Origin of the sequence: Streptomyces sp. AC1-42W (assembly GCF_003248355.1) — a bacterium.
GTDB lineage: Bacteria > Actinomycetota > Actinomycetes > Streptomycetales > Streptomycetaceae > Streptomyces.
The window spans coordinates 2,373,484-2,398,062 of record NZ_QKWY01000001.1; the positions used below are offsets into that span (position 1 = coordinate 2,373,484).

At 73.8% G+C, this 24,579-nt stretch carries 27 protein-coding genes; 21 read left to right on the plus strand and 6 right to left on the minus strand.

Annotation, left to right across the window (positions count from 1 at the left end):
* Positions 1-11 precede the first annotated feature (11 nt).
* From DNK56_RS10865 to DNK56_RS10920, 13 genes are all read left to right on the plus strand, one after another.
* The gene (locus tag DNK56_RS10865; RefSeq protein ID WP_111332977.1) at positions 12-1,661 is read left to right on the plus strand and encodes a DUF2637 domain-containing protein; all 1,650 of its coding nucleotides are present in this window, start codon (positions 12-14) and stop codon (positions 1,659-1,661) included.
* Positions 1,662-1,826: 165 nt separating this feature from the next.
* Positions 1,827-2,333: a hypothetical protein gene (locus DNK56_RS10870; RefSeq protein WP_111332979.1), complete on the plus strand. Its 507-nt coding sequence runs from the start codon at positions 1,827-1,829 to the stop codon at positions 2,331-2,333.
* Positions 2,333-2,755, plus strand: a complete 423-nt coding sequence (locus tag DNK56_RS35310; RefSeq protein WP_199563795.1) for a hypothetical protein — start codon at positions 2,333-2,335, stop codon at positions 2,753-2,755. Before DNK56_RS10870 ends, DNK56_RS35310 begins: the two co-directional genes overlap by 1 nt.
* 127 nt (positions 2,756-2,882) lie before the next feature.
* On the plus strand, positions 2,883-5,072 hold the full coding sequence (locus tag DNK56_RS35315; protein WP_111332982.1) for a hypothetical protein: 2,190 nt from the start codon (positions 2,883-2,885) through the stop codon (positions 5,070-5,072).
* Between the two features lie 5 nt (positions 5,073-5,077).
* On the plus strand, positions 5,078-5,497 hold the full coding sequence (locus DNK56_RS10885; protein ID WP_111332984.1) for a conjugal transfer protein TraB: 420 nt from the start codon (positions 5,078-5,080) through the stop codon (positions 5,495-5,497).
* A gap of 88 nt (positions 5,498-5,585) precedes the next feature.
* Positions 5,586-7,889, plus strand: coding sequence for a winged helix-turn-helix domain-containing protein (locus DNK56_RS35320; protein ID WP_199563794.1), 2,304 nt, complete (start codon positions 5,586-5,588; stop codon positions 7,887-7,889).
* A 69-nt stretch (positions 7,890-7,958) separates the two neighbouring features.
* Positions 7,959-8,105, plus strand: a complete 147-nt coding sequence (locus DNK56_RS34930; RefSeq protein WP_018850699.1) for a hypothetical protein — start codon at positions 7,959-7,961, stop codon at positions 8,103-8,105.
* A gap of 55 nt (positions 8,106-8,160) precedes the next feature.
* Positions 8,161-8,778 carry a hypothetical protein gene (locus DNK56_RS10900; protein WP_111332987.1) on the plus strand — a complete coding sequence of 206 codons (618 nt, stop codon included), beginning with the start codon at positions 8,161-8,163 and terminating at the stop codon, positions 8,776-8,778.
* Between the two features lie 44 nt (positions 8,779-8,822).
* Entirely contained in the window at positions 8,823-9,215 is a 393-nt protein-coding gene (locus tag DNK56_RS10905) for a RapZ C-terminal domain-containing protein (RefSeq protein WP_111332990.1), read from the plus strand.
* 44 nt (positions 9,216-9,259) lie between these two features.
* Positions 9,260-9,436, plus strand: a complete 177-nt coding sequence (locus tag DNK56_RS34935) for a hypothetical protein (RefSeq protein WP_158558532.1) — start codon at positions 9,260-9,262, stop codon at positions 9,434-9,436.
* A gap of 161 nt (positions 9,437-9,597) precedes the next feature.
* A complete protein-coding gene (locus tag DNK56_RS10910) occupies positions 9,598-10,332 on the plus strand; it encodes a hypothetical protein (protein WP_111332993.1) in 735 nt (244 codons plus the stop codon).
* A gap of 56 nt (positions 10,333-10,388) precedes the next feature.
* Positions 10,389-10,931, plus strand: a complete 543-nt coding sequence (locus tag DNK56_RS10915) for a hypothetical protein (RefSeq protein ID WP_111332996.1) — start codon at positions 10,389-10,391, stop codon at positions 10,929-10,931.
* 241 nt (positions 10,932-11,172) lie between these two features.
* On the plus strand, positions 11,173-11,904 hold the full coding sequence (locus DNK56_RS10920) for a hypothetical protein (protein WP_111332999.1): 732 nt from the start codon (positions 11,173-11,175) through the stop codon (positions 11,902-11,904).
* A 7-nt stretch (positions 11,905-11,911) separates the two neighbouring features.
* Here DNK56_RS10920 and DNK56_RS10925 read toward each other — a convergent pair whose 3' ends face one another.
* Complete coding sequence (locus DNK56_RS10925; RefSeq protein ID WP_111333001.1) at positions 11,912-12,298, minus strand: hypothetical protein; 387 nt, start codon at positions 12,296-12,298, stop codon at positions 11,912-11,914.
* A 164-nt stretch (positions 12,299-12,462) separates the two neighbouring features.
* On the minus strand, positions 12,463-12,663 hold the full coding sequence (locus DNK56_RS10930; RefSeq protein WP_241989838.1) for a helix-turn-helix domain-containing protein: 201 nt from the start codon (positions 12,661-12,663) through the stop codon (positions 12,463-12,465).
* A gap of 187 nt (positions 12,664-12,850) precedes the next feature.
* Here DNK56_RS10930 and DNK56_RS10935 point away from each other — a divergent pair, with 187 nt between their 5' ends.
* Positions 12,851-14,023, plus strand: a complete 1,173-nt coding sequence (locus DNK56_RS10935) for a tyrosine-type recombinase/integrase (RefSeq protein WP_111333006.1) — start codon at positions 12,851-12,853, stop codon at positions 14,021-14,023.
* 141 nt (positions 14,024-14,164) lie between these two features.
* On the opposite strand, the gene DNK56_RS10940 is transcribed toward DNK56_RS10935, so the two are convergent.
* Positions 14,165-14,587 carry a DCL family protein gene (locus tag DNK56_RS10940; RefSeq protein WP_111335677.1) on the minus strand — a complete coding sequence of 141 codons (423 nt, stop codon included), beginning with the start codon at positions 14,585-14,587 and terminating at the stop codon, positions 14,165-14,167.
* Between the two features lie 259 nt (positions 14,588-14,846).
* On the opposite strand from DNK56_RS10940, the gene DNK56_RS34940 reads away from it, so the two are divergent.
* The 3 genes from DNK56_RS34940 (at position 14,847) to DNK56_RS10955 (ending at position 16,602) form a co-directional block, all read left to right on the plus strand.
* Positions 14,847-15,233, plus strand: coding sequence for a helix-turn-helix domain-containing protein (locus DNK56_RS34940; RefSeq protein WP_158558530.1), 387 nt, complete (start codon positions 14,847-14,849; stop codon positions 15,231-15,233).
* Between the two features lie 266 nt (positions 15,234-15,499).
* Complete coding sequence (locus tag DNK56_RS10950) at positions 15,500-16,171, plus strand: phage antirepressor KilAC domain-containing protein (protein ID WP_199563793.1); 672 nt, start codon at positions 15,500-15,502, stop codon at positions 16,169-16,171.
* 98 nt (positions 16,172-16,269) lie between these two features.
* A complete protein-coding gene (locus DNK56_RS10955) occupies positions 16,270-16,602 on the plus strand; it encodes a hypothetical protein (RefSeq protein ID WP_111333013.1) in 333 nt (110 codons plus the stop codon).
* Between the two features lie 55 nt (positions 16,603-16,657).
* Here DNK56_RS10955 and DNK56_RS10960 read toward each other — a convergent pair whose 3' ends face one another.
* Together DNK56_RS10960 and DNK56_RS10965 are read right to left on the minus strand one after the other, a co-directional pair.
* Positions 16,658-17,311, minus strand: a complete 654-nt coding sequence (locus DNK56_RS10960; RefSeq protein WP_111333015.1) for an MBL fold metallo-hydrolase — start codon at positions 17,309-17,311, stop codon at positions 16,658-16,660.
* Positions 17,312-17,321: 10 nt separating this feature from the next.
* Positions 17,322-18,011 (minus strand): maleylpyruvate isomerase family mycothiol-dependent enzyme, encoded by a 690-nt coding sequence (locus DNK56_RS10965; protein WP_111333018.1) that lies wholly within the window; start codon positions 18,009-18,011, stop codon positions 17,322-17,324.
* 176 nt (positions 18,012-18,187) lie between these two features.
* Between DNK56_RS10965 and uvrA the strand changes: the two genes are divergently transcribed.
* Both uvrA and DNK56_RS10975 read left to right on the plus strand, forming a co-directional pair.
* A complete protein-coding gene (gene uvrA / locus DNK56_RS10970) occupies positions 18,188-21,196 on the plus strand; it encodes an excinuclease ABC subunit UvrA (protein ID WP_111333020.1) in 3,009 nt (1,002 codons plus the stop codon).
* A 216-nt stretch (positions 21,197-21,412) separates the two neighbouring features.
* Positions 21,413-21,841, plus strand: a complete 429-nt coding sequence (locus DNK56_RS10975) for a Rieske (2Fe-2S) protein (protein WP_111333022.1) — start codon at positions 21,413-21,415, stop codon at positions 21,839-21,841.
* A gap of 30 nt (positions 21,842-21,871) precedes the next feature.
* Here the strand turns inward: DNK56_RS10975 and DNK56_RS10980 are convergent, their stop codons facing one another.
* Positions 21,872-22,798 carry a hypothetical protein gene (locus tag DNK56_RS10980; RefSeq protein WP_111333025.1) on the minus strand — a complete coding sequence of 309 codons (927 nt, stop codon included), beginning with the start codon at positions 22,796-22,798 and terminating at the stop codon, positions 21,872-21,874.
* A gap of 226 nt (positions 22,799-23,024) precedes the next feature.
* Here DNK56_RS10980 and DNK56_RS10985 point away from each other — a divergent pair, with 226 nt between their 5' ends.
* Both DNK56_RS10985 and DNK56_RS10990 read left to right on the plus strand, forming a co-directional pair.
* The gene (locus DNK56_RS10985; RefSeq protein WP_111333027.1) at positions 23,025-23,690 is read left to right on the plus strand and encodes a papain-like cysteine protease family protein; all 666 of its coding nucleotides are present in this window, start codon (positions 23,025-23,027) and stop codon (positions 23,688-23,690) included.
* Between the two features lie 4 nt (positions 23,691-23,694).
* Complete coding sequence (locus DNK56_RS10990; RefSeq protein WP_111333030.1) at positions 23,695-24,573, plus strand: hypothetical protein; 879 nt, start codon at positions 23,695-23,697, stop codon at positions 24,571-24,573.
* Positions 24,574-24,579 lie beyond the last annotated feature (6 nt).

The window sequence follows — 24,579 nt, forward strand, 5'->3', positions numbered from 1 at the left end:
GATGGAGAGACATGACGACCACCCTTGAGCCGACGACTTCGGCCCCGGCCCTGGCCGGACCGGCGCCCGCTTCGGGCGCTCGCCCCGCGGCTTCGACCACTCGGCACGAGCCTTCGGGCACTCGCCCCGGGAACACCTTCCCGGCGCCCTCCGCCCCCGCTGCCGGCACCGCCCGCGACGACACCGCTTCGGGCACTCGCCCCGCCGCTTCGGCCACTCCGGCGGACGCTTCGGGCACACCGGCTACCGGACCCGGACGCGGGACGAAGGTCGCCCTGGGCGTCGCCTCCGTCGTCGGCGGTCTCGTGATGGGCGCCGCCGGGTTCTACCTGTCCTTCGGGAACCTCAGCACGGCCGGGCACACCGTCTTCGGGTTCTCCGCCGACGACGCCCGGATCTTCGCCGTCGGCGTGGACGTCGCGATCGTGACGTGCCTGGTCCTGGACCTGTTCATGGCCGCGATCCGGACCGGATGGCCGCTCCTGCGGCTCCTGGCCCACCTGATGACCGGGGCGTCGATCTACTTCAACGCCAAGGCTCACGGCGCGATCCTCGACCACGTCGACAAGGCCGCCAGCCACGGCCTGATGCCGATCCTGTTCGTGATCGGCGTGGAGGCCGGACGCCGCATCCTCGTCCACCAGGCGGCACTGCCGGCCGACCACGACGTCATCCCCGGACACCGCTGGCTGCTCGCCCCCCTGCCGACCTGGCGCATCTTCAAGCAGATGAAGGTCTGGGGCGAGCCGTACAGCGCGGTCGTCGCCCGCCAGCGCCGCAGGGCGGTCTTCGACGCCTGGACCGAGTACAAGGCGGAGGTCGCCAAGGCCGGGCTGGAGCAGGGCAGCGAGGAGGCCCTCGCCCGCCTCCCGAAGAAGCTGGCACCGTTCGGCCTGACGGTCGATGAGGCCCTGGCCCTGCCGGACGAGATGGCCCGCGAGGAGCTGCGCCGTCAGCAGGAGCAGGAGCGGCGAGACCGCGAACTGGAGCTGGAGAAGGAACGGGCCGAGCACCAGGCCGCCAAGGAGCGCGTCGCGCACCGCAAGGAGATGGCGGCGCTGAACGCCGATCTCAGCGCCACGGAAGGCGTCGCCGGGGCTCAGGCCCGGGGAGCGATCGCAGAGGCGGAGGCGCGGGCTGACAGGCAGGCACGGGCCGCCAGCGCGCTGACCGAAGCGATGGAGTCGAAGGAGGCCGCCGAAGCCCGGGAGCGAGCAGCCGAAGCGACGGCCCGAGCGGTCGAAGCCGACGCCCGAGCGGCCGAAGCCGAAGCGGACAAGACGGCCGCGCTGGCGCGCACGAAGGCGGAGCGGGCGCGGGTCCTCGAAGCCGAGCAGCGAGCGGCCGAAGCCGAAGCCGGAGTGGCCGAAGCACAGCGGCGAGCAGCCGAAGCCCGGGACGCCGCCGCCCAGATCCTCCGCCGCGCGATCGAAGCGGAGGACGCCGCGAACCTCACCCCGCGTCAGCGCCGGGTCCGGATCGTCGCCCGGCTGATCCTCGCGAAGTCCCCGGAGGACGTCTCCCTGGACGAGGTCGCCGCAGCGATCGGCGTCACCTCCGGCAGCACCGCGTCCACGACGAAGGCCGACGCGGTCGCCCTGATCGAAGCCGGGTACGACCCGGCGCGCGGCATTGACCCCGAGGTCACCGCGCGGCACTGAACGACCATCACGACCCGCCAGGAGGGCGGCCCGGCCACTGCCGGCGCCGCCCTCCCGCACGTCCTGGCGCTGCCGCTGCCGTTCCCGGCCCTCCCCCTGCGGGCCGGGCGCGGCTGCGGGACCACCAGCCACACCCCGACCGCCCGACTGACGGAGGACATCGCCGTGACCAGCATCAACGCCGGACAGCCGGACTACTCCCGGCTCCTCGACCTTGACGCCCTCGCCGCCTGGACCCTGGACCGGCAGCGGGAGCACACCGCCGACCTGGCCGCGTACGAGGCCACCCTCGCCGCGTTCCAGACCGCGCTTCGCTCCGAGACCGTCCCCGGGGACGGCGCCCTGTCCGCCCGGCTCCGCGCCCGCCGCGTCGAGAAGCACATCAAGGCCCTCGCCAAGGCGTCCCGGAAGGCCGCCGCCGAAGCGGAGGCCCTGCGCACCTCGTACGCCGGGCACATCGCCCACGTCACGGCCCTGCCGGCACGGCGCGAGGCCAAGGCGCTCAAGCGGGCCGGGCGCCGCCAGGCGCTCGGGGAGCTGACGGCGAAGTCCCTGCACAAGACGGCATCGACGCTCGCCCCGGCCCCGGCCGACGCCGGGCCCGACACCACCCCGGCCCCGGCCGCCGACCAGGTGCGCGGCATCAACGACCTGTGGAAGAAGGGCGCCTGATGGACCGGCCGGTCAACCGCAGGCGGCGGAGCGAGAACAACCGCCGCCTGCACCACAAGCAGCGCGCGGAGCAGGCCGAGGCCCTGGGCGCGAAGGGCATCGCCGCGGCCTGGGCCGAGCAGGTCCGCGCCGTCGCCCGGGACCGGGCCCGCCGGGGCGACTCCTCCGGCTGGGAGGACCTGGCGCGCCACCTTGAGTGGTTCTGCTCCCGGCACCCGCCCGCCGACCCCGCCGACCGGCGCACGGTCCGCCAGGCCGAGCACTGGGAACAGCGGCTCGCCGACCTCGCCGACGCCGACCCGAAGACGGTCGCGTCGGCCTGGTGGGACCGGGCCCGTTCGGTCGCCGCAGCCGAGGGCGACACCGGTTGGGCCGACCTCGGACTGACGTTGAAGAACCTCGCCGACCGCTACAGCCCGTAGCTGCTCCCGTCTTCATCTTCATCTTCATCACGCGTGAACTCAGCGCCTCGCCTGCGCGCGTAATGCCTCTGCGGGCCTGCGCGCGTACGCGAGGCGTCACCCTCTGTCAACCCAGGAGACGCCCGATATGACCGACGACAACGTGATCAGCTTCAAGCCGAGGGGGCCGAGCACCCCGCCCCCGCCGGTCCTCCCGCCGCCCCGGCCCCCGGCCGTTACCGCCCCGCCTCCGCCTCCGGCAGCGCCGCCCGCCGCCCCGCCTCCGCCGACCCCGGCGGGCGGGGCGGACGTCGTCCCGGACCACCGCCGCCGGTCGGCCGCCGACTCCCTCGCCGCCCTCACCGCGCCGCCCCCGCCGGTATCCGCCCCGGAGCCGGGGCACGTGCCGGCCACGTTCCGCAGTGACGGCCTGGACGACCAGCAGGAGACCCCGGCGCCCCGGCTGGGCGCGCTCACCCTCTCCGCGATCCTCGCCGTCGCCCTGGCCGCCCTGCGCGGCACCGCGACGGCCGTGTCCGACTGGCGGCAGCGGAGGACGGAGCAGGCCGCCGAAGCCGCGCCGCTCCGCGAGGCCCGGATGAAGCGCCGGATCGCCGAGGAGGAGCAGGCGGCAGCCGCCAGCGCCGCGAGGAAGGTCCCCAGCAGCCAGGAGTACGGGCGTAAGACCCTGGGCTCCGGCGGAGGGGGCGGCCGTACGAACTCCTCCTCGCCGCCCAAGCCGTCGTCCTCGCCCAAGCCGACCGGCAGCAGCTCCCCGAGCGGGAGCAAGCCGGGCGGAGTCACGAAGTCGAACGGCGCCGCGTCGGGTGCCGGCGCATCCGGCGGCAAGGGCCCGGCCGCCAGCCCGAAGCCCGCCCCGGCCGCGGGGAAGGGCGGCGGGGGGAGCGGCAAGCCGGGCGGCTCCTCGCCGTCCGGCAAGGGCGGGAGCGCGGGCGGCACGGCGAAGGGCGGCGGGTCGTCCGCGCCCCCGCCAGTCAAGCCGTCCGGCAAGGGCGGCGGGAGCGGCAAGCCGGGCGGCTCCTCGCCGTCGGGCAAGGGCGGCGGCGGGGTGGACCTGACGAAGAAGCCGAAGCCGTCCGGCAAGGGCGCCCCCGGAGCGCCCAAGCCGCCCACCAGCGGGCCGTCGATACCGCCGCCGACCTCCGGCAAGGGCGGCGGCTCGAAGCCTCCCAGCGGCCCGCCAGCGGCCCCCGGGAAGGGCAAGGGCGGTACGGGGCCGACCGCGCCCCCGAAGCCGACCACGGCCCCGCCGGGGACGTCGAAGGTGGACCTGACCAAGAAGCCCAAGCCCCCCGGCAAGGGCGCCGCGCCCGGCGCTGCCGGACCGGCCACCACCCCGCCCGCTGCCCCCAAGCCCCCCACCGGGCCGACGGCGGCCCCGGGCGGCAAGGGCGGCCCCGCCGCTCCGGGCAAGGGGCCGACGGTCCCGCCCAGGCCCACCAGCCCGCCCCCAGGAGCAGCCGGAGCGGCGGCCGGAGGGAAGCCGACCCCGGGCGCCACGCCCGGCCCGGCAACGCCCCCTCCGCCCTCTGGAGCCGCTCCCGGCACTCCGTCGGGCTCCGGGGCCGGGCCGATCCCGCCGAAGCCCTCCACGCCCCCGCCAGGGGCCCCGGGAGCAGCGCCCGGCCCTGCACCCGGGCCGCCCCCGGGGACGGCAGGCGCCACCCACGGCGCGGCCTCGCCCCCTCCGCCTCCCGGGGCCGGGGCGCCGCCGCCCCGAGGAGCGCGCCGCAGCGCGGCCGACTCCGTCCACACCGCCACGGCCGCGACGGAGACGGTCATCACCCTGGAGCGCCTGGACCAGCCCGGGGACGCCGCACGCCGCCCAGACCCAGAACCGCCGACAGCCGCCCTTGGCCCCGGCACCACCAGCACGAAGGAGGACACACGCGTGTCTGCTCTCTCCCTGCCCGGCATGTCCGGACCGGCCGCCGAGCACACCACGGACGTCACGCTCGATGACGTCCTGGACGACCTGACCGACGCCAAGGACGAGTGCTTCACCACGTACGACGAGTGCGCCGTCCTCGCCGACAAGGCCCGCAAGCTCCGCGACTCCCTGACCGACCTGGCGGAGGAGCTGGCCGAGCGGAACAACGTCATCGGCCGACTCACCAGCGGCGCGATGGTCCGCCTGTCGGAGTCCATGGACCTCCTCGCCCGCAAGGCCGAGGAGATGCGCCCGAAGTCCCTCGCCGCCGCTGAGGCCGTCGAGACCGCGCACGACGAGATGCACGACGCCTACCGCCCCGTACAGCAGGCGGCGGCCGACGCCGGTCTGCGTATGCCCTCCGCCCGCATCCACAACGAGGACTGATCACCATGACCGAGCTGGAGCCCTACGTCCCTGCCGGCCTTCCCGAGCGCAGCGGCGGACGCCTGTCGTTCCTGAGCCTCGCCGGGCGCATCACGACGCTGACCGGTGCGGCCCTCGCCCTGAAAGAGGGCCTGTGGATGCTGCGGCGGCGGATGGAGAAGGACGCCGACGGCCTGGACCGCCTGGCCGAGCAGTGCGGCACGGCGGAGGTCGAGCCGCGGTTCACCGCGCTCATGACGGATGCCGCCTCCGCCCTCCGGGCCGTCGCGGAGGCGTCCGGTGAGCTCGCCGGGGCCGCCGACTCCATGGAGGCCGACGCCCGCGCGTTCGGTGACGCCCACGAAGCCGAGTACCGGGGCGTCTACGAGGCCGTGAAGGCGTCCGGCGTCCAGCAGGCGAAGCCCGGGTTCTACGAGACCCGCTGACACCCCGCCACCGCACCACCGAGGGGCCCGCGCCGACCCGGCCGGGCCCCTCACCCATCCCCCCGCCCTCGCCGTCCTGGAGGACACCGTGACCACCGACCTCGCCAAGACCGCCCCCGACACCGCCGCCCCGGCCGCTCCCACCGCCACGGCGACCGGCTTCACCCCGGGCACCGCCCGCCGCCTCGCCATCGCCGAGCGGGTCCTCTACGGCGCCGGGGGCATCCTCACCGCCGCCGGTCCCCAGCTCGGGAACGGGTGGATTCACGCGGGCGTCATCGGGGCCGGTGTCCTCGCGGTGAGCGGCCTGTGGGCCCGGACCCGCTCCGGGGACGGCGCCCGCCTGCTGACGGCCTGCACCCGGGCGCTCCCGGTCCTCGGGCTGTCCGGCTGCTACACCGCCGCCCTGGTCGCCCCCGGGGCGTCGTGGTGGGAGTTCGCCGCCCCGGCCGCTACCGCCGCCCTCGCCGGGGTCGCCGTCCCGCTCACCCGGTCCCGGGGCCTGGTCCACGCGGCCGAGACGCTGCCCGCGACCCTCGGTGCGCAGCCCGCCGGGCCCGTGCCGGCAGCGCGCGGCGGCCGGGCCGCCCGGTACGTCGCCGGTCTCCCCGCCCTGTGGTCCGCCGCGACGTCGACCGGCGAGACGACCCTCGCACGGGTCCGCCTGTACGACGAGAACGCCCCCGACTTCGAGGCCGTCATCGTCGCCCCGGCCGGGCAGGCCGTCCCCCGGACGCTCGACGAACGCGCGATCGCCGCCGTCTTCGACGTCCCCGAGACGGCCGTCAGCCTCGCCCCGGTGCCCGGGTACGGGCCCGGCCGCCTGGCCGTCCAGGTCGCCCCGACCCGCGCCGCCCAGCAGGCGACCGGCCAGGGAGACGCGGTGAGCCTGGACGCCCTGTGGGCCGCCAAGGTCTCCTCACCGCGCGGCATCGCCCCGGGGATGCTCCTCGCCGACTACCGGATCGAGGAGGACCGGGCGCTCCTGCGGATCGTCGCGGAGGACTCCAAGATGATCAGCCTGCCCCGGGTCCGCCTCGCCCGCGCCCTGGGCGTCACGGACCCCGAGCTGGTCATGGTCGAGACGGACGGCATGGCCTCCGGCGTCGTCTCCGTCTACCGGGAACACCCCCTGATCAACATCAGGGAGGCCACCGTCGAGGACCTGACGATGCGCCCGGACGGCACGATCGCGCTCGGTCTATGCCATGACGGCCGCGTCGCCCGCATCCCGCTGTACGACCCGGAGCTGGGCGCGATCACGGACCTGGTGGTCGGCGCCCCCGGGTCGGGCAAGTCGGTCACGCTGAACACGATCCTCGCCGCCGAGCGGATCAGCAGCGTCGTCTCGATCGTCGCCGACGCGCAGAACGGCATGAGCCTGCCGGAGGCCAACGGCCGCGTCTTCCACTTCGGTGCCGGCATCGCCGCGCTCGGTGCGACACTCGCCGCCGCGTGCGCCGTCGCCGACTACCGGGAGACCGTCAGCTCCGCGAACGGCTGGGGCGCCTTCGCCCTCGGGGAGCCCTGGGCGCTGGTGAACGTCAGCCTGGACGAGATCAACCGCGTCCTCGGGGCGGAGGTCGACGTCCCCCAGGAGTACCGGAAGTGGATCACCGGCATGATCGGCCGCTTCCAGCTCACCGGCCGGAAGCTCGGCATGGGCCTGCGGTTCGCCGGTCAGTCCATCCACGTCGCCGACCTCGGGGACGCCGAGAAGATCCGGGCGAACGCGAAGAACGGCACGGTCTGGCTGGGGCGGGTCAACTCCTCGACCACGAAGAGCATGGCGTCCGACATGGTCACCGACGGCACCGAAGTCACCCCGATCCCGAAGCACTTCGGGTCGGTGGCCGCCGACGTCGAAGCCGCGTGGACCGGCGAGGAGGTCCCGCGCGGCCCGGTGACCGCCGGGCGCGCCTGGCTCATCCAGGGCGGGAAGTGCCTCAACACCCGCGTCTTCAAGGCCGTGAAGGAGAACCGCACCTTCCCCGGCCTAATCGCCCTGTACGAGTCGGCCCCCATCCCGCAGCTCACCCCGGAGGAGGCCGCCGTCTTCCAGCGGGCCTACACGGTCGCCCTGGACGCTGCGGAACGGTTCCTCGCCGGAGAGGACGCCGACACCGCCGAGGGGGGCGAGACGGGCGCACAGCGGCCCGCAGCGCCCGCCGCCGGGCCGGTCCCGCCCTCGGCCCCGCGCACCCTGCGGGACCGCATCCTGGACGCCCTCGCCGACGGGCCGCGCCGCACCCGGGAGATCCGGACGGCGGTCGGCGTCGGCACCCCCGACGGGCCCGCCTCCGGCACGGTCGACAACACGCTGGGCAAGCTCCGCGACGAGGGCCTGGTGACCCAGCCGACTCGCGGCACCTGGTCCCTCACGACCGGTTGAACCGGCCGATAACCGCCCTCCCGGTGCACTCCGCCCGCCAGACTGGACGGATCACCAGGAGGGAGCCCGATGCACTTCGAGTTCATCTGCTGGCGGTGCGGGGCGGAATGCCTCGTCTGGGGCAAGCCGGTCGGCTTCTGGACCGAGCGGTACCGGCTCGACTCCGAATGGTCGTGCTGGTGCTGCGGAGCCATCAACAGCACCCCCGAGGACTGACCCCACCCGCCAGCAACACCGACGGCCCGGACCCATCACGGTCCGGGCCGTTGCCGTGCCCGCCCCCTTCCTGGAGGACCCCGACATGTACGAGCCGACCCCCGCCGAGCAGCTGCACGACACCACCCCGGCCCCGGCCGTCTACCGCCCCCAGCACCTCGCCCCCGCCCCGTACGGGCACCAGCTGCAGCACGCGTTCCCCGTGCCGGCCACCGACCCGCGCCGCGCCCTCGTCCAGGTCGAGGAGACCGGCCAGTGGGTGCTCGCCCACGTGCCGGCAGCGCCGCCGGTCATCGTCCAGGCCGCGCCCACCGCCACGTCCCGCCGCCCGCTGTCGGCCCTGGAGCGCGGCGCGATCGTCGTCGTCTCCTCGGTCTGCGCCCTCACCCTCACCGGAGCCGGAGCCCTCGCCATGGTCGGAGCCGCCACCCTCGCCGCCGCCGCTGACCTCGCCATCGGCGGAGCCGTCCTCCTCGGGACCACGCTCGCCGGTCTCCTCGGCCTCCGCGCGTTCGGCTTCGCCGGGCGTCCGTCGTCCTCCACGGCCCCGGCCGCCGCCCCTCCGGCGCCCGTCACGGTCACCGTGAACGGCACCGGCGGACAGGGCGGCCGGTGGGGCTCCCGGGGCGGGACCGGCGTCCGTATCGACCGCCTGACCATCAACGGCAACTGAGCAACGAAGACCGACCGATGACGACGACGACCAGGAGCAGCAGCATGACGACCAGCCTCACGATCACCTCCTTCGGGTACGGGCACCAGCCGCACGAGCAGCCGCCCGCCGCCCACCTGATCCTCGACCTCCGGCACCACTTCCGAGACCCGCACATCAACCCCGCGCTCCGCCAGATGACCGGCCGGGACCAGGAGGTGGCCGCGGTCGTCCTCGCCACCCCGGGCATCCCCGAGCTGATCGCCGCGGCCACCCAGGCCGCGCGCGCGTTCCTCACCGGACCGAGCGCCGGGCCGCTGAACATCGCGGTCGGCTGCGTCGGCGGACGTCACCGCTCGTACGTCGTGGCCGCCACCATCGGGGCCCGGCTCGCCGACCTCGCCCCCGACGTCGTCCACCTCCATGTGGACCGCCCCGTTCTGCGCCGCCCCCGCTGACCCTCGCCCCGCCCCGCCCGAACACCACCACGGAGGTACCCGCCATGTTCCACATCATCAGCCGCCGTACGAACCGTCAGCTGAACGCCACCATCACCGAGCTGCACCACCGGTCGACCGACGCGGAGGCGCGCATCCTCCAGGCGCTCGCCGTCCTGGAGGGCCGGACCGACGAGGACGCCGAGCGTGTACGCGCCGCCCTCCTGGGCAAGCGGCCGTAACCGACCAACCCCGCCCCCTGACCCCCGGTATGCCGGCACTCCCGTGGCCCCCCGGCCGCGTCCTCCCCGTGAGGATGCGGCCGGGGGGCCTTTTTGCGTTGCGCTGGGGGGTTCCTGACGGTGTGGCACACTCGCCGCCCGCCCCGGGAGGAGAGCACCCAGTGAGCCGACAGGACGTCATCGACGCCGCCCGCGACTACGCACGCCGCAATCCGGGGGACCTCCGGCAACGGGAGCTCCTGGCCCGCATGGAGGGGCGGACCCTGCCCCCGCTGGACGTCGGCGCGGCCCGCGCCCGCTGTACGGCCGCAGTGGCCCCGCCACGGCCCGTACAGCGACCGGCGGCCCCTCCGGTCCGCCCGCCCGCTCCACGGCCCGCACCGGCCGCCCAGTACGCGATGCGAGGGCCCGACCGTCCGCCCGGCGCGGTCCAGTTCATCGGCCGCGACAACACCTGGCGGTGGGTCCACATCGACCCGGCCGCGACGGACGGACGGCAGTGGCAGCGCCTCGCGGCCGGACTCGTCGCGGCCGGTCCGTTCCAGTGCCTCCGTGTCCGCCGGGACGCCCTGCCGGCCGACCGCAGGGGGCACGCCCTGTTCCCCGTCGACCCGCTCACCGGCGCCCCGTGGGTCGACGTCGTCGTGTCCGCCGCCGTCCCGGCCGGGCGCACCGGCCCCACCCTCGCCCACGAGCTGGCACACGTCGCCGACGAGGTCGTCTCGTTGGAGAGGGCGGAGACGGTCGCCGCCTGGCACGCGGCTTTCTCCGGACCGCGCCGGAGCGCCCACGCCGAAGCGTTCGCCGTCGCCTGCGAGGACTGGGTGACCACGGACACGACGCCCGCCGAGCTGCTCGCCGCCGCCCGCGTCCACCAGGAGCAGCGGCGCCACTGACCCGCCGGACGGATACCGCCGCCCGGCACCCCCTACCGACACACCAGGAGATCCCCGTGAGCCCAGCCGCCCCCGCCGCCGCCCCGACCCTCCGGCAGACCTTCCGCGACGAGCCGACCGGCCGCCTGCTCGACCTCCTCCTCACCGCTGTCCGTGACACCGGCAACTGGCCCGGCCGCGCCGCTCAGGTCGAGGCAGCCGCGGCCGTTCTGCAGCGCCGATGCGGGGGCCGTCCGTCCGTCGCCGGAACCCGCGACACAGAGGACCCCGGGCAGCACCTCGCCGAGCGCGTCGACACCTCCGGCGGGTTCCTGGCCATCAGCTCCGACGAGCTGCGCCGCGATCACCTCGGAGCCGCGGCGCTCGCCGACCACCGCGCCCGCGAGCGCGACCCGGAGCACGCCGTCCGCATCCGTACGCACGCCGAGATCCTGGAGGAGCACGGCCTCGCCGTCTTCCCGGGCGTCCTCGCCGGCATGGCCCGGGTCCTGGTCTACGAGACCGAGACGCTCCTCGGACAGCTCATCACCGCCGTCGCCGCCGGTCTGCCGACCGAGGAACTGGCCGTCGAGGTCCTGGAGCGCGCGACCGCCCGATAGCCACGGGACCGCGCAGGAGTAGCACGAGGGGCCCGCACACCGGCAGACCGGAGCGGGCCCCTCTCCCCGTCGTACAGGACCGCGCAGGGGCACAGAACCCGCACTAGCCACCCATCACCGGCACACTCCGCCCCCCGTACGGCACCGAAACCGACCCGGAAACGGCAACCGCCCACACCCCTCCGCGACGTCGCCCCGGGGCGTGTCCGTTCGACCGGCCCTGACATAGACGAGGACACACATGGCCTCCGCCGCGCAGATCGCCGCCCGCCCGAAGCTCCCGACGCTCCCCGATGGCACGTACGCGGTGCCCGACCCGGACGACCCGGACACCCTCACCCTGTGGAAGGTCACTGCGGGGAGCCTGGACGCCTGGCCCCCTCGCCGACGGTGGGCACCGAGGATGCCGCCCCCGCCTGCCGGCCTTTCCCCCGGGGAACGCCGGGAGCACCGGGAACGCTGGTACGCGGCCGTCTACTGGCCGTGGAAGGTAGCCGTCGCCGCCTCGATCGCCGACGACCCGGGCCGGGCCGCCGACCGGTTCCGGGACGCGGTCCCGGCGGAGGAGAAGCCTGACGCGGTCCTCCGCCGCGCCCTGGCCGAACTCGGCTTCCCGTACGGCGCCGACGCCCGCAGCTACGCCGAGCAGTGCGCCCAGGAGCAGCGGGAGCGGGTCGACGCTGCCCGGACGATGGTCGCGGCCGGGTTCAGCCTCTCCACCGTGGGCCGTCTCCTGCGGGTGTCGAAGTCGACCGTGTGGCACTGGGCGCGGGATGGCCGGCATGACGCCGGGCAGCCGGTGACGGCGGAGTCGGTCGCCGCTGCTCTCGTCGTCCTGGAGCGCGAGGCGGCCGACGCCGAGGAGCAGGCGGAGACGGACGCCGCGGTTGCGGCCGACGCCGAACCCGACGTCGACGTGGCCGCGCTCCTCGCCGCCGTGATGGAGCTGGTCGACGTCGACGTCGACGTCTGACCGCCCCTCACAGGAGACCGGCGAGCACCCGGTTCATCGCCTGGTCCGCCGGGGACGGGGCGGCGGACGTCAGCGCCCGGTGAAGCGGGGCGATCGCCGACAGGTACCCGGGCTCTCTCCGCTCCACCGTCCTCGCCAGCAGGAGACACAACTCCCGGTGGACCCCGGTGCGCGCGTCGACGTCGCCCTCCTCGCCCTCCTCCAGGACGCGGCGCACAGCGGCGACCAGGGGGCCGTCGACCCTCGGGGCGGGCCCGTCGCCGTCGTCGTCCACGGCGGCCGTCAGGAGCGACGCCACCAGGGCGGAGAGGGTCGTCCCGTGCTCAGCGGCCCGCTCCGTGAGCCTGGCGTGGACGTACGGCGGGACACGGGTGGAGACAGGGGACGACGGCATGACCGGCCCTTCCGGAAGCGGGGACACAGCGGGGCGGGGTGCATACGGCGACGTCGGCCCCGACCAGCCGCGACGCGTATGCGATACAGGCCCGACGCCCGGCCCGGACGGACAGGGACCGGCGAGCGGTTCCGTACCCCTGGGCCGGGTCGACGTCGGGCAGCTCAGGACGCGGCGGCCGTACGAGCGCGCTCCAGCTCGGACCGGTGGATGCGGACCCGGTGCCCCGTCGGACCGAGCCGCTGCACCCGCATGGACGGGTCTGCCGCGATCCAGCGGGACACCGTCTTGGGGTGGACCTGGAGGAGCGCGGCGAATTGAGCGCGGGTCAGCCACTCCGACGTCTCGGGGTCGAGCAGGTTCACGGGAATCTCCCTTCGGGCCCGTATGGGGACAGGCCGGGACAGTCATGGGCGGGCGGGGACAATAGCCCATCTGCCGGACCCCGGTTCCGCGTTGCCGTCCGCCCCTCGCTCCGGTGCTCCCGGATGTCCCCGTGTGAGTTCTCGTGTTCTCGCCCGCCCCGTACAACTCGCGATAAGCTCACATATCGTGAGTATCAATCAGGCGCCCGAGACCGCCCCGGAGTCGACCTCCGGGCCGCCCTCCGGTGACGCGCTGTTCCCCGTGCCGGCCGATCGCGGCAGGCACCCGGAACCGTTCTTCGACGCGGCGCTCCTCCCGCCCCGCGACGGCCGCCGCGTCTCCGGACCCGACACCCACCCGACGGGCCTCGTCCTCCCCTCGGAGTACGGCCCCGAGCTGACCGCGCGCCTGGACGCCCTCGATGCCGCGTCCGACGTCCACGCCGCCGCCCAGCGCCCCGCCAACACCACCCGCTCCTACGCGGCCGACTGGCGCACCTGGTGCGAGTTCGCCGCCCAGTTCGGCGTCCCGGCCACGGCCGCCGTCCGCGTCGGCGTCCTCCGCGCGTACGTGACGTGGCTGTGGGAGCACCAGGGCCGCGCCGGGACGACGATCGACCGCAAGCTCGCCGGTCTCGCCGTCACCCTGCGCCGGGACCACCAGGTCGTCATCCCGCCGGAGGTGACCACGGCCGCCCGGGAGCTGCTGAAGGACCTGAAGCGGCAGGCGGCCGAGCGCAAGGAACCGCCGCGCGGTCGGGGCAAGGCGCCCGCAATGCGCCTGGACGCCCTGCGCGCCATCGTCGCCGCCTGCCCGGACACCCTGACCGGGCTGCGCGACCGGGCGGCCGTGCTCCTGGCGTTCTCCATCGCCGCGCGCCGGCATGAGGCAGCCGCCCTCATGGGCCGGGACCTCGTCCTGGTCGACGGCGAGGGCCTGGACGTCGACGTGCGCGTCTCGAAGACCCACCCGCGCAAGGTCGCCGTCCCGTACGGCTCCGACCCGGCCGTCTGTCCCGTACGGGCGTGGCTGGCGTGGCAGGAGGCCGCTGGGATCGCCCCGGACTCCCCCGTGCTGCGCCGGATGCACCGGACCGGGAGCGTCACCCGCGCCAGTCTCGCCCCGGCCTCCGTGGGCAGGCTCATCACGGATGCCGGCACCCGGGCCGGGGTGAAGGTCCGGTTCACCGGCCACTCCGTCCGCTCCGGGCTCATCACTGAGGCCACCCTCGCCGGGAAGGACCGCAAGGCCATCGCCGCCATCTCCGGCCACGTGGACGGCAGCCCGGTCCTGGACGGCTACATCCAGACCACCAACCGCTGGAGCGACCAGGCCAACGCCTTGAAGGGCGTCCTGTGACTGCCCGCCCACACCCTCCTTTCCGCCGTCAGGTCACCGCCGCCCGCGCGGCCGCCGCCGAGAAGAGCCGATGTGTGCCGACCAGACAACCCGGCAGCCGCTCATGCCCTCAGCCGGGGGCTGCGCGAACGGCAGTAGCGATCAAGGGGCCTGGGTTGGAGCGTTCTTCAAGCAGTCCGGCCATGAGAAGTCGTCCGCCGAATCGTCCTCACGCCACACCCAGAAGCATCGGTTGTTGTTCCAGCCCTCAGCGTTCACGCTGACCAGGAAGTGCTTTACCCCTGACCCGGTGACTTGGTCGGGCGTGGGATGGAGCTTCACCAGGTCGTGAAGGAACGCAATATCGTCTGGATCGTCAACTAGCTGAGGGTGTCCCTGGGGCGACACAGGGCCGACGCCTTCGCCGTTGCCGGGATACTTGGCCACAAGGTCCCGGCACGCCTCTTGGGCCTTCGTCTTCGACGGGTAATGCCTGTTGCCGATCCAGACTGGGGTGCTGCGGGCCATGCCGCCTCCAATCGTGTGCCAGGTCACCAGCATGCGGTCGGGCTGCGCCGGATGCATCACGGGGGTGCATCAGAGTGAGACGGGAGGTGCGTTCTCTGTGCGCCGGGACGGCCGGGGCGACGCCCGGTTGGGACGCGACGATGGACCTGACGGAGCACTCTGCCCGTCGCGGGCCCTCGCGCTGCTCCTGGGGGAGTCTCGGGACCACGGCCCGACCAGCAGCCAGAGGCCGGGAACGATCCCCTCACATGCCCTAAGATCCCTCGTCGTCGCTGGTTATGGGCCGGACACACGCGAACGCACCCGTGGAGCCCCCATGCCCGCCACCCTCGCCGTGGACGACGTCGCCCAACTCCTCGGCCTCCACCCCCGCACCGTCCGCCGCCGCGCAGCAGACGGCAAGATCCCCGCCGTCCGCGATGACCTCGGCTCCTGGTGGTTCGACCCCGAGACCATCCACGCCTTCCGCCGGCAGCAGCAAGCGGACAAGGCCGCCCGACAGGAAGCCGCCGCGCAAGTCGAGCGCCTGGAACAAGCCGCGGCCGTCCCCGAGTGGCTGACCACCGAAGAAGCCGCCCGCATCCTGCGCATCGGGGTCCGCACCGTGCGCAAGCACCTCGCGGCCGGCACCCTGCCCGGCCGGGACTTCGGCGGCGTCTGGAGGGTCCACCGCTCCGGAGTCGAGCCGCCGACCACCCGCTGAACACGACGGCCCGCCCGGTGAGTCGGACGGGCCGTCATCGCCGCTGGTTGTGGGCCGGGCGACTTCTGCGACACCTCTACGGAGGCAACACGATGATGATGCACCTCCCCAAACCGGCAGATGACACACCGGGCCCGGCCGGGAGTCCGTTCGACCGTCACCGACACCTCCGCCCCGACGGCTCCGAGTTCTGGACTGCCAGGGACCTCCAGCCCCTCATGGGCTACAGCAGGTGGGACCACTTCCGCCGCCCATTGGAGCGAGCCATGGCCGCGGTCCGGAACATCGGCCTCGACGTCGAGGAGGTTTTCCGGGGATCCCGGAGAAACTCCGCCCGCAACGGCGGCCGGCCGAGCGAGGACTACGAACTGTCGCGCATGGCCGCGTACCTCGTCGCGATGAACGGCGACCCGAACAAGCGTGAGGTGGCCGCAGCACAGGCGTACTTCGCCGTACGCACCCGCCAGGCCGAGACGCCCACGGCCGTCCCCGCCGTGCCCCAGAGCTACGAGGACGCCCTTGCCGCGCTCCTCGGCAGCGTCCGCGCGCAGCGCCAGGCCGAGGAGCGTGCGGCCGAGCTGGAGCCGAAAGCGGCCGTCCATGACCGCTTCCTGGCAGCGGAACGCGGGGACCGCCTCGTCCGCCAGGCCGCGAAGGAACTCGGCTGGAGGGAGGCCGACCTCCGCGGCTTCCTCCTCGCTGAACGGCTCATCTACCAGCGGCAACGCCCCTGTGGCGGCGTCGAATACGACTTCTACGCCGGGCACGCCGACCACTTCGCCGCCTCCGAGACCCTGGTACGGCACAACCACCGCCCCGGAGAGTGCGCGCACTACACCCTGTACGTTCGGCCCGCCGGGCTCGCCCTGATCCACGCACGCATCGGCCGGCGCCTCGCAGGCCCCACCCTCGGCAGCGGCTGGAACCCCTCCCGGTAGAAGGACCACGGGCGGCCTGGCCCCCCAGCACCGGGCCGCCCCGTCCTCGACCCCGACGACGACCAGGAGCAGCACGTGCCCGACTCACGCCCCCGGCCGTGACCACCCCACGCCGCCCCTACCTTCGCGCACGCAACGGCCGCGCACGGGTCGCCGCGCTCCTGCGCACCGAGTACGAGGCCGGCGCCTCCGTGGCCGTCCTCGTCGCCCGGCACGACATCAGCCGATCCACCGTCCAGCGCCTCCTCCGCGAGGCCGGCGCCCGGATGCGCGTCACCACACCCCGGCCGCCTACGCTGCGCCCGGCCACCCCGGACGACCTTGACACCCTGGTCGCCTCCTGGCTCACCAGCACCCGGCCCCGGCCCCCGGACCCTGACGGACCGGCTGAGCCCACCCCAAGCCCCTTCCCAGAGCGTCGGCACGCCTGAACGCAGCGACCGCCCCCGCTTCGACTTCGAGCGGGGGCGGTCGTCGTTGGTATGGTCACCAGCCGCGGGCGCGCCACTCAGCGAGGTGGGGGCGCTCGGCGCCGAGGGTGGTGTCGTTGCCGTGGCCGGGGTAGACCCAGGTCTCGTCCGGGAGGACGCCGAACACCTTGGCCTCCAGGCCATCCATGAGGGAGTTGAACTCCTCCGGCCGTGTTGTCCGGCCAGGACCCCCAGGGAAGAGGCAGTCCCCGGTGAACAGATGCGGGGCCCCGTGCGGGTCGTCGTACAGCAGGGCGATCGAGCCCGGCGTGTGCCCGGTCAGATGGCGGGCGGTGAGCGGTACCCGGCCCACCCGGACGATGTCCCCGTCCTCGACCAGCACCTCCGTGGGCACCTCGATGCCCTCGGCGTCGTACCGGCCGGCGTAGGTGCGCGCCCCGGTCGCCGCGACCACCTCGCCCAGGGCCTGCCAGTGGTCGCGGTGCCGGTGGGTGGTGACGACGGAGAGGATGGAGTCGTCCCCGATCAGCCGCAGCAGCGTCCCGGCGTCGTTCGCCGCGTCGATCAGCAGCTGCTCGCCCGTCTCCCGGCAGCGCAGCAGATAGGCGTTGTTGTCCGCGGGGCCGACGGCGACCTTCGAGATCATCAGATCCGTCAGTTCGTGCACGTCGGCGGGCCCGCCGACCCTGACCGCTCCGCTGTACGTCATGGTTCCCAGCCTATAGCGGGGGCAGCGCCGGAAGCGTTCCTCCCTCGACCGTCAGGGCCGCGCCGTCGCGCCGGCCGCTGAGCCATCCCAGCAGGTCGGCCGCCGTGCCCCGGACCCCCACGGGGCCGCCCTCCGCGCCGCCGCCGGTCGTCCACGTACGCCCGGTGGCGTCCACCAGCGCGGTCGACACGACCTCCGGGTGCCCGGCGAACCGCTCGGCCAGGAAGTCGATCTCCCGTGCGGTGAACTCCTCCGGCAGGTCCTCCAGCTCGTAGCCGATGTCCAGGTCGACGTGGTGCAGCTCCACCTCCACGCGGCGCCGGAAGGGCAGCCGGGAGGCCGTGTCCGTGACGCCGCCACGCAGGGTCACCGTGCGCGACCAGTCCGCCGGGACGGCCGCGGCCTCGGTGACCCGGGCCGCGCTCGCGACCAGGTCGGCCTGCTGCTCCGCCGGCGGCCGGACGGCGTCCCGCTCGATGTCGCGGTCGCGGGTTTCGCTGTCTGCGTACATCGGCCGGCCCTGGAGAACGTTTACGAGGGCGTCGGCGTTACGTGAGAGGTGCGCGACGACATGACCGCGGCTCCAGCCCGGCAGCCGCGACGGTCCGGCCAGCGCCGCGTCGTCCAGTTTCTCCGTGGCGCTCAGCAGCCGATCGGTCGCTTCCCGCAGTGCTTCCAGGTCGTGCGCATGATCCGTCATGGGGCCGAGCCTAGCCGCGTCCACTCGATCGGGTGAAGGAGTTCTCAGCCGTCCGCAATTCGAATGTGCGTGCTATACGCTCGGAGTCGAAAGCTCCGTACACCGCTGTGGCGCCCCCCATAACCTGGGCCAGGGGCTCAGTTCCCCCGCTTCTCTCCAGAAAGGTTCGGACCGGCGTGGCCGACCGTCTCATCGTCCGTGGCGCTCGCGAGCACAACCTCAAGAACGTCTCGCTCGACCTTCCCCGCGACTCCCTCATCGTCTTCACCGGGCTCTCCGGGTCGGGCAAGTCGTCGCTCGCGTTCGACACGATCTTCGCCGAGGGCCAGCGCCGCTACGTGGAGTCCCTCTCCTCGTACGCGCGGCAGTTCCTCGGCCAGATGGACAAGCCGGACGTCGACTTCATCGAGGGCCTGTCGCCCGCCGTCTCCATCGACCAGAAATCGACCTCGCGCAACCCGCGCTCGACGGTCGGCACCATCACGGAGGTCTACGACTACCTCCGGCTGCTCTTCGCCCGGATCGGCAAGCCGCACTGCCCCGAGTGCCGCCGCCCGATCTCGCGCCAGTCGCCGCAGGCCATCGTGGACAAGGTCCTGGGCCTGCCCGAGGGCAGCCGCTTCCAGGTGCTCTCGCCGCTGGTGCGCGAGCGCAAGGGCGAGTTCGTCGACCTCTTCTCGGACCTCCAGACCAAGGGCTACAGCCGCGCCCGGGTGGACGGCGCGACCATCCAGCTCTCCGAGCCGCCCGCGCTCAAGAAGCAGGAGAAGCACACCATCGAGGTGGTCGTCGACCGCCTCACCGTGAAGGACAGCGCCAAGCGCCGGCTCACCGACTCCGTCGAGACCGCGCTGGGCCTCTCCGGCGGCATGGTCGTGCTCGACTTCGTCGACCTCCCCGAGGACGACCCCGAGCGCGAGCGGATGTACTCCGAGCACCTCTACTGCCCGTACGACGACCTCTCCTTCGAGGAGCTGGAGCCACGCTCCTTCTCCTTCAACTCCCCGTTCGGCGCCTGCCCCGACTGCACCGGCATCGGTACGCGCATGGAGGTCGACCCGGAACTGATCGTCCCGGACGAGGAGAAGTCGCTCGACGAGGGCGCGATCCACCCCTGGTCCCACGGCCACACCAAGGAGTACTTCGGCCGCCAGATCAATGCCCTGGCCGAAGCCCTCGGCTTCCGTACCGACATCCCCTGGGCGGGGCTGCCGCAGCGCGCCAGGAAGGCCCTGCTGCACGGCCACAAGATCCAGACCGAGGTCCGCTACCGCAACCGGTACGGGCGCGAGCGCGCCTACACCACCCCGTCCTTCGAAGGCGCCGTCCAGTTCGTCAAGCGGCGCCACTCCGAGGCCGAGAGCGACTCCAGCCGGGAGCGCTTCGAGGGGTACATGCGCGAGGTCCCCTGCCCCACCTGCGAGGGCACCCGGCTCAAGCCGATCGTCCTCGCGGTCACGGTGATGGACAGGTCCATCGCCGAGGTCTCCGCGATGTCCATCAGCGACTGCGCCGAGTTCCTGGGCCGGCTGACGCTGAACGCCCGCGACAAGAAGATCGCCGAGCGGGTGCTCAAGGAGGTCAACGAGCGGCTGAGGTTCCTGGTCGACGTCGGCCTGGACTACCTCTCGCTGAACCGCGCCGCCGGCACCCTGTCCGGCGGCGAGGCCCAGCGCATCCGGCTCGCCACCCAGATCGGCTCCGGACTCGTCGGCGTGCTCTACGTGCTGGACGAGCCCTCCATCGGGCTGCACCAGCGCGACAACCACCGGCTGATCGAGACCCTGGTCCGCCTCCGCGACATGGGCAACACGCTCATCGTCGTCGAGCACGACGAGGACACCATCAAGGTCGCCGACTGGGTCGTGGACATCGGCCCCGGCGCCGGTGAGCACGGCGGCAAGGTGGTCCACTCCGGCTCGCTGAAGGAACTGCTGGCCAACGAGAAGTCGGTCACCGGCCAGTACCTCACCGGCAAGAGGTCGATCCCCGTCCCCGACATCCGGCGCCCCGTGGACCCCGAGCGGCTGCTCACGGTGCACGGCGCCCGCGAGAACAACCTCCGGGACATCGACGTGTCCTTCCCGCTCGGCGTGCTCACCGCGGTCACCGGTGTCTCCGGCTCCGGTAAGTCCACGCTGGTCAACGACATCCTCTACACCCACCTCGCCCGCGAGCTGAACGGCGCCAAGTCGGTGCCCGGCCGGCACACCCGGGTCGACGGGGACGACCTCGTCGACAAGGTGGTGCACGTCGACCAGTCGCCCATCGGCCGTACGCCCCGGTCCAACCCGGCCACGTACACCGGCGTCTTCGACCACGTCCGCAAGCTGTTCGCCGAGACGATGGAGGCCAAGGTCCGCGGCTATCTGCCGGGCCGGTTCTCCTTCAACGTCAAGGGCGGCCGCTGCGAGAACTGCTCCGGCGACGGCACCATCAAGATCGAGATGAACTTCCTGCCCGACGTGTACGTCCCGTGCGAGGTCTGCCACGGCGCGCGCTACAACCGGGAGACGCTGGAGGTCCATTACAAGGGCAAGTCCATCGCCGAGGTGCTGGACATGCCGATCGAGGAGGGCCTGGAGTTCTTCGAGGCCGTGCCCACCATCGCGCGCCATCTGCGCACGCTCAACGAGGTCGGTCTCGGCTATGTGCGGCTCGGCCAGTCCGCGCCGACGCTCTCCGGCGGCGAGGCCCAGCGGGTCAAGCTCGCCAGCGAGCTGCAGAAGCGCTCCACCGGCCGCACGGTCTACGTCCTGGACGAGCCGACCACCGGTCTGCACTTCGAGGACATCTCCAAGCTGATCAAGGTGCTGTCCGGCCTGGTCGACAAGGGGAACTCGGTGATCGTCATCGAGCACAACCTGGACGTCATCAAGACCGCCGACTGGGTCGTGGACATGGGCCCCGAGGGCGGCAGCGGCGGCGGCACGGTCGTCGCCGAGGGCACCCCCGAGTACGTGGCCGGCGTCCCCGCCAGCCACACCGGGAAGTTCCTCCAGGACATCCTGGACGCCGACCGGATCGGCGAGGCCGCCGTGCCGGCCGCCCGCAGGTCCGCCGGCCGGAAGACCGCCAAGAAGACGGCCGCCGCCAAGGCCCCGGCCGCCAGGACGGCGACGGCCAAGGCACCGGCGGCGAAGAAGACCGCCGCCAAGAAGACGGCCCGCGCCCGCAAGGGCTGACACCCGGACGCGAGCGGCGGGGCGGCACCCACGAGGGCCGCCGCCCCGCCGCGTTCCCGCCACTGACCAGCCACGACCCGGCCGGACCGGCCCGCGCGCGGAGCCGTCCGTCTCCGCCGGTATCGTCGGTTACGTCACCGATGCCGCCGCCGCCCCCGGGCAGCCCCGGCACGGCATTGAGCTCTGCCCCCTGACGCCTCGACCCGTGGAGACCGCATGTCCGGCCAGCCCGCCGCCCGCCGTACCGTGCTGAAGGGCGCCGCTCTCGCGGGCGTCGCCGGGCTGGGAGCCGCCGCCTGCTCGACCGACTCCAAGCTCGGCCACGCCCAGACGCCGACCCCCACCGCCCCCGTCGAACTCGGCGCGCCCGACGAGATCCCGGTCGGCCAGTCCAAGCTCTACCGCGAGCAGCGCGTGATCGTCAGCTGCCCGGCCAAGGGCGAGTTCAAGGCGTTCAGCGCCCAGTGCACCCACGCCGGCTGCCTGCTCGACCGGGTCGAGAAGAACGAGGGCCACTGCCCCTGCCACGGCAGCCTCTTCGACACCACGACCGGCAAGGCCACGCAGGGCCCGGCGACCGTGCCGCTGCCGTCCGTCCCGGTCCGCGTCGAGGGCGGAAAGCTGATCGCCGGCCCCAAGGCGTGACCCGGCCGTAGGGGATTTGTCAGACACCCCCTAGTCCCAGTCCCAGTCGATCCCCACCACCCCCGGCCGCACCCCCGGCTCCACCAGATGCACGGTCCGGTGCCGGCCGGTCAGCGTGAGGTCGGCCCGCGCGGCGCGGGGCGCGCCCGCCGACGCCTGGGCGAAGCTGCGGCACCGCACCGGCAGCGCCTCCTCGTCGAACCCGACCTGGAGCACGTACTGCCCGCCCCCGAAGGTGAAGCCGCGCATGTACTCGCCGCAGGGGCCGCCCGTGCCGTCCTCGAAGCCGTAGCCGAGCAGATACGTCTCGCCCGCCCGCAGCCGGGTGTCGAACAGCAGCTCCGCGACCAGCACCCCCGTCTCCCGGTCCCAGCGGACCCGGCCCGTGCGGCAGTTCTCCCGCGCGTGCACCACGACCCGCGCCGGATCGCAGCCGGGATCGCCCACGTACACCGCGAGATAGCGGTCCACGCCGTCCCGGTGCGCGCGCACCACGTGCTGGGAGTCGCGGAGCAGCATCCGGCGCCCCGGCCCGATCCGCACCCGCTCCTGGTGGCCCACCGTGTGCAGCCCGCCGTCGGCCGGCGACTCCATCGCCGTCAGCAGCCGCTCCACCGCCCCGGACGCCTCCACCAGGGAGCGGTACGAACGGGCCGGCGGCCGGTCGGAGTCCGGGCGGGCCTCCCCGGTGTCCAGCAGCCCGAGCAGTGAGTTCACCGGCAGCCCCAGGACCTCCTCCAGGGCCTTCACGGCCCGCAGCGACTCCGGGCGCTGCGGACGCCGGGCACCCTGCTGCCAGTAGCTCAGGCTGGTCACGCCGACGGTGATCCCCCGATGCGCCAGATGATGCCGGACCCGCTGGAGCGGCAGTCCGCGCACCGACAGCGCGGTGCGCAGCGCCAGATGGAACGGTCCGGTGTGCAGCACCTGCGCCAGTTCGGCCTCGGTGTGCCGCATGGGTCCTCCAGGTGAACGTTCACGCCGTCCGGGCACGGGGCCCGGCGGCGGGTGCCGGTCCGCAGGTGGTCGGGGGCGCGCGTTCACACCGGGGCCCCTGGCGTTCACACCGCGGTGTTCACCCGCATTCAAGCGTGTTGACCCGTCCCCGACAACGGTTGATGCTCCTTCACAGCGTCCGGACGCGCTCCTTCGAACCCCCACCCCCCGCTCTGGGAGGAACGCCATGCGTCACCCGAGAAACCGGTCGGTCCGGTGGTCGGTGACGGCCGCGCTCGCCGCCGCGCTGCTCACCGCACCCACGGCGACCGCCACCGCCGCCGACCAGCCCCGCACCGCCACCGCAGTGGTCCAGGGCCACACCGCCGCCGCCCCCGCGGCCCCGGAACTCACCACCACCGCCGCCCTCGCCTCCACCCGGCGGCTCAACATCACGATGCAGGCGCAGCAGAAGTCCAACTGGTGCTGGGCCGCCTCCGGCAACACCATCGCCACCTGGTACGGCCGCAACTACAGCCAGAACCAGTTCTGCAACGCCGCCTTCGGCCGAGCCCAGGGCTACGAGTGCCCCAACTCGCAGGCCACCCTCGGCGACGTCCAGAACGGCCTGTACTGGGCCGGCATCTACCCCGGCTCGTACGTCAACGGCTGGCTGCGCTACTCGACCGTGCAGTCCGAGATAGCCAACGGCCGCCCGGTGGAGACCCGCATCCAGTGGTCCTCCGGCGGCGGCCACATGCACGTCCTGTACGGCTACGACGACGCCAACAGCCTCGTCTACTGGGGCGACCCCTGGCCCTCCAGCAACCGCTACAACTGGGCCTCGCACGCCTGGTACGTGAACAACGCCCAGTTCTCCTGGACCCACTCGCTCTACCGGATCGGGGCGTGACGGCATGACCTCCTCCACCCGTACCCCCGCCCGCACCCCCGTCCGCAGCGCCGCCGCGGCCCTCGCCGCCGCCGGAGTGCTGGCCGGCGCGGCCCTCCTCACCTCCGCCCCGCAGGCCGCTGCCGCCGACGGACCCTCGGCCGGCCCCGCCGCCCTGGCCGCCGCCCACGAGGCGGCCACCGACGCGACGACCCTGGACACCCTGTCCCGGTTCTTCGCCCGCGAGGGCGCCGTCAGGGCGGAGGCCGCCGCACCCCGTATCACGGGCGCAGCCGTCCCCGTACGCACCCTGTCCGCGCGGTTCGTCGCGGGAGAGCCGGGCGCCCCCGTCGCCTCCCTGGAATACCTGGCCAGCACGGCCGTGTCCTCGGACGGGCAGAAGGCGTCCCTGTGGACGCTGCCCGAGCCGGGCGCGGACGGCGACTGGCAGGTGGTGAACATCGCCACCGGCGACGACGAGGCACGCTACGCCGCCGCCGGCGCCCGCAAACTGCCCGGCGGCATCGTCTTCCACGAACCGCAGATCAACGCCTGGTACGTGCAGAAGGGCAACCGGGTCCTCCCGCTCGACCAGGACGCCGTCCGGGCCGTCGGCAAGAAGGGCACCACCCTGTCCGCCTACCGCAGCCGGGTCCACGCCGCCTACGCCGACAAGCTGCCCGGCTCCGCCTACGCCCGCAAGGGCGAGGCCGGCGGATACGGACCCGCCGCCCCGAAGCCCGCCGAGCGGGAGCGGTCCGGCCGGGCCATCGCGGACACCGCGAGCACCGCGGACACCGCGCTGACCGCCGGGTCCACCGCGGCCGCCGGGGGAGCCCTCGCCGTACTCGCCCTGTGCGGCGCCACGGCCCTGCGGCTGCGCGGCCGCCGCCGGACGGGGTGACCCCGC

Coding starts and splice junctions, on each gene's coding strand:
- DNK56_RS10865 (WP_111332977.1), top strand. CDS start 12: ATGACGACCACCCTTGAGCCGACGACTTCGGCCCCGGCCCTGGCCGGA.
- DNK56_RS35310 (WP_199563795.1), top strand. CDS start 2,333: ATGGACCGGCCGGTCAACCGCAGGCGGCGGAGCGAGAACAACCGCCGC.
- DNK56_RS35315 (WP_111332982.1), top strand. CDS start 2,883: ATGACCGACGACAACGTGATCAGCTTCAAGCCGAGGGGGCCGAGCACC.
- DNK56_RS10885 (WP_111332984.1), top strand. CDS start 5,078: ATGACCGAGCTGGAGCCCTACGTCCCTGCCGGCCTTCCCGAGCGCAGC.
- DNK56_RS34930 (WP_018850699.1), top strand. CDS start 7,959: ATGCACTTCGAGTTCATCTGCTGGCGGTGCGGGGCGGAATGCCTCGTC.
- DNK56_RS10905 (WP_111332990.1), top strand. CDS start 8,823: ATGACGACCAGCCTCACGATCACCTCCTTCGGGTACGGGCACCAGCCG.
- DNK56_RS34935 (WP_158558532.1), top strand. CDS start 9,260: ATGTTCCACATCATCAGCCGCCGTACGAACCGTCAGCTGAACGCCACC.
- DNK56_RS10920 (WP_111332999.1), top strand. CDS start 11,173: ATGGCCTCCGCCGCGCAGATCGCCGCCCGCCCGAAGCTCCCGACGCTC.
- DNK56_RS10925 (WP_111333001.1), bottom strand. CDS start 12,298: ATGCCGTCGTCCCCTGTCTCCACCCGTGTCCCGCCGTACGTCCACGCC.
- DNK56_RS10940 (WP_111335677.1), bottom strand. CDS start 14,587: ATGCATCCGGCGCAGCCCGACCGCATGCTGGTGACCTGGCACACGATT.
- DNK56_RS34940 (WP_158558530.1), top strand. CDS start 14,847: ATGCCCGCCACCCTCGCCGTGGACGACGTCGCCCAACTCCTCGGCCTC.
- DNK56_RS10950 (WP_199563793.1), top strand. CDS start 15,500: ATGGCCGCGGTCCGGAACATCGGCCTCGACGTCGAGGAGGTTTTCCGG.
- DNK56_RS10960 (WP_111333015.1), bottom strand. CDS start 17,311: ATGACGTACAGCGGAGCGGTCAGGGTCGGCGGGCCCGCCGACGTGCAC.
- DNK56_RS10965 (WP_111333018.1), bottom strand. CDS start 18,011: ATGACGGATCATGCGCACGACCTGGAAGCACTGCGGGAAGCGACCGAT.
- DNK56_RS10975 (WP_111333022.1), top strand. CDS start 21,413: ATGTCCGGCCAGCCCGCCGCCCGCCGTACCGTGCTGAAGGGCGCCGCT.
- DNK56_RS10980 (WP_111333025.1), bottom strand. CDS start 22,798: ATGCGGCACACCGAGGCCGAACTGGCGCAGGTGCTGCACACCGGACCG.
- DNK56_RS10985 (WP_111333027.1), top strand. CDS start 23,025: ATGCGTCACCCGAGAAACCGGTCGGTCCGGTGGTCGGTGACGGCCGCG.
- DNK56_RS10990 (WP_111333030.1), top strand. CDS start 23,695: ATGACCTCCTCCACCCGTACCCCCGCCCGCACCCCCGTCCGCAGCGCC.